The sequence below is a fragment of the Streptomyces hainanensis genome (genome assembly GCF_004348415.1).
Classification (GTDB): Bacteria; Actinomycetota; Actinomycetes; order Streptomycetales; family Streptomycetaceae; genus Streptomyces; species Streptomyces hainanensis.
On the sequence record NZ_SMKI01000760.1, the window covers coordinates 1 to 2,020 of the forward strand.

A 2,020-nucleotide genomic window follows, 5' to 3' on the forward strand; every position below is an offset into this window, starting at 1 on the left:
GTGCGGGGGCGGGGGGCGGCTCGGCTCGTCGGGGGATGGACTCATCGTGCGATCGGGTTTTCGCGCTGTCAAGAACTATTCATAAATAATGTCCACGCTAGACTGGCCGGGCCAGATCCTCGTCACACACCCCCGGGAGCCCGTCATGGCGGCCTACTCAGCCCGCGGCGTGCACGGACAGGTGGTGCACCACCTGGGCGCCCGCATCGTCGGCGGCGAGTTCACCGAGGGCGACACCCTCGACGTGCGGGCCCTCGGCGAGCAGTTGGACGTGAGCCTCACCGTGATGCGCGAGTCGCTGAAGGTGCTGGCCGGCAAGGGGCTGATCGACGCCCGGCAGAAGCGCGGCACCTTCGTCCGGGCCCGCTCCGCCTGGAACCTGCTCGACCCGGACGTGATCCACTGGCGCACCGTCGGCGGCGACGCGGCGCGGCTGCTGCGCGACCTGGCCGACGTGCGCTCCATAGTCGAGCCGGCCGCCGCCCGCCGGGCCGCGCTGCGCCGCACCGACGCCGACCTGGCCGCGCTCGACGCCGCGCTGGACGCGATGGCGCGGGCCCAGGGCGACTCGGCCGCCGCGGCCGAGGCCGACGCCGCCTTCCACCGGGCGCTACTGGCCGCGACAGGCAACGAACTCCTCGGCCGGCTCGACCTGTTGCTCGAACCGGGGCTGCGGGAGCGGGACCGGCTGGTGCACGCCCACCCGGCGGCCGGCGACCCGGTGCCGAGCCACCGGGCGGTGGTCGACGCGGTCCGCGACCGGGACGCGGCGCGCGCCGAGTCGGCAATGCACGACCTGCTGGCCAAGTCCACCGAGGACCTGGGCCTGTTGACCGCCGACGACCCGGCCGACAAAGCCTGAGAAATCGTCAACCACCGCCCGACGTACGGGTGTCGGGCCGATGTCGGGCCGGTATCAATCGATGTCCACCCCTTGACGGGCCGGGAAACACGGCAGCAACATCTGTAAACGATTACAGCCGCTGGAAACGATTACAGAAATCGGAATTCCCGGACCCAAAGGGATGGATGGGATGTCGAACGGCGGACAACCGACCATCGTGTCGATCGCGGAGCGCGCGGGCGTCTCGACGGCCTCCGTCTCCCGCGTGCTCAACGGTCAGGGCGCCCGCCGGGACACCACAGAACGGGTGCGCCGGGCCGCCGCCGAGCTCGGCTACGTCCCCAACGCGGTGGCCCGCTCCCTCAAGGACGGCCGCACCAGGCAACTCACCTTCGCCATGCCCGACATCGGCAACCCGGTCTACGTGGCGATGGTCAGGGCCATCCAGGCCGTCACCAAGGCCGCCGGCTACCGCCTGCTGCTGCACTCCACCGACGCGGTGGCCGAGGACGAACTGGCGGTGCTGCGCAGCCTCGGCGACCGGACCAGCGACGGGCTCATCATCTGTCCCATCCGGATCACCGACGCGCACCTGGCGGCGCTGGCCGCCGCCGCGGGGCCCGTGGTGGTGATCGGCTCGCTGCCGGAACCCGGCCCGGTGGACAGCGTGCGGGCCGACTCGGTCGCCGGCGCCGCGCTCGCCGTCGGACACCTGTACGACACCGGGCGGCGGCGGATCGCGTTCGTCGGCGGCCCACCCGACACCGTCCCCGGCCACAACCGGGACCTCGGCTACCGCGGCGCGCTCGCCGCCCGCGGGCTGCCGTACGCCGAGGAGCTCGTGGTCCACACCGACTTCGGCATCGAGCAGGGCAGGACGGCGGCCGAGCGGCTGCTCGGCGTCCGCCCGCGCCCCGACGCCGTCCTCTGCGCCAACGACCAGTTGGCGCTCGGCGCCGCGCAGGCCGTGCTCGCCGGCGGCCTGCGGATACCCGAGGACCTGGCCGTGGCCGGCATGGACGACAGCACGCTCGCCCAGGCCGGCTGGCCCCCGCTGACCAGCGTCGACCTCGGCTCGGCCGAACGCGGCCGACGCGCCGCCCGGATGCTGCTCGACCGCCTGGAGGCTCCGGCCGGGAACCCGCTCGTCCCCCCGCCCCGGAGCACCACCACCCC

The 2,020-nt window shown here is 73.5% G+C and carries 2 protein-coding genes; both read left to right on the forward strand.

What is annotated here, in order from left to right; all coding sequences use genetic code 11:
* Positions 1–145 precede the first annotated feature (145 nt).
* Positions 146–862, forward strand: a complete 717-nt coding sequence (locus E1283_RS35635; RefSeq protein WP_132822302.1) for a FadR/GntR family transcriptional regulator — start codon at positions 146–148, stop codon at positions 860–862.
* A gap of 172 nt (positions 863–1,034) precedes the next feature.
* On the forward strand, positions 1,035–2,020 hold a 986-nt coding region (locus E1283_RS35640), incomplete at its 3' end, for a LacI family DNA-binding transcriptional regulator (RefSeq protein ID WP_132822303.1).

What these genes read in the sequence shown, in the direction of transcription:
- E1283_RS35635 (WP_132822302.1), top strand. Translation starts at nt 146, where the DNA reads ATGGCGGCCTACTCAGCCCGCGGCGTGCACGGACAGGTGGTGCACCAC.